The 945-nt window shown below is 55.1% G+C and carries 1 pseudogene; it reads right to left on the reverse strand.

Annotated elements, in window-relative coordinates:
- Positions 1 to 177 (reverse strand): annotated as a pseudogene (locus tag VSR68_RS42515) (MFS transporter); the annotation flags it as partial.
- Positions 178 to 945 lie beyond the last annotated feature (768 nt).

Raw genomic sequence — 945 nt, forward strand, 5'->3', positions numbered from 1 at the left:
CAACGTGACGGCGATGTAGCTGTACACGCCGAAGTCGAACCATTCCATTGCGTTGCCGAGCGCCATCGCGCCGACGGCACGCTTGAGCAGCGTGTTATCGACGACCGTGATGTCGTCGAGGGTGAGGGGCAAGGCCGCCGAACGGATTCCCGCGATGCTCTCTTGCGAAGGTCTCAATTGATGCACTCCTGGAATTGCGCTGCAAACGCGCCGGACGGAAGTAGTGTCCGATCGGACGGATGCTGATTGGGCGCGAGGCCTGGTGGCATGTCGATGGCGCGAACGGGCGTTGGCATATAGCAGCGTCGAAAGCCGCGAATAGCCATGCAAGCCTGCGCGGCATCCGGCAAGTTCATGTGTCAAGGAGAGTGTGCTGTCGCGCCCGCAGCGAGGCCTTCGCTCACGCGTCCAGAAAACGGCGGAAAACGACACCTGTGAGCGTGATGTGGAGACCGTCAGGGATTACCCTGAGCTTGAAATAAATATTTTCGGATCGGCTAAAATCAAAAACCACGGTCTATTTTTCCAAAAAATCGGCGAGTTCTTTAGAAACAAATTCCCATATCGGCTCCGTAACATAGTTGTGGATGGGAACAAGAAAGCGGGACGTACAAGCGGAACAACACAGGCGCGGTAAGCAACACTACAAGCAGAGTCAAGATTGCCCGATATGAATACATTGGCCCGCGTTTTCGAAGCACTCAGCACGCCAACAGAGGGGCTGTTCTTTTCAACGGCCAGTGCCCTTTCCGACCTTTTCTATTTTCATGCGTCCGGCTGACTGCGGCGGCGCTTCCGCTGTGGCAAAGGTTCGCATGTAAGTAGTCGACCCTGAACAATCAGCGGAGCCTTCTACAGTGGGGCTTTGAGTCGGAAATGGTGTTGTGGGAATTGCAGGGACCTGGCATATTGATGCGTGAATCCTGCAATTCCTGATGAGGTGCA

The sequence above is a fragment of the Paraburkholderia phymatum genome (assembly GCF_038900715.1).
Classification (GTDB): Bacteria; Pseudomonadota; Gammaproteobacteria; order Burkholderiales; family Burkholderiaceae; genus Paraburkholderia; species Paraburkholderia phymatum_A.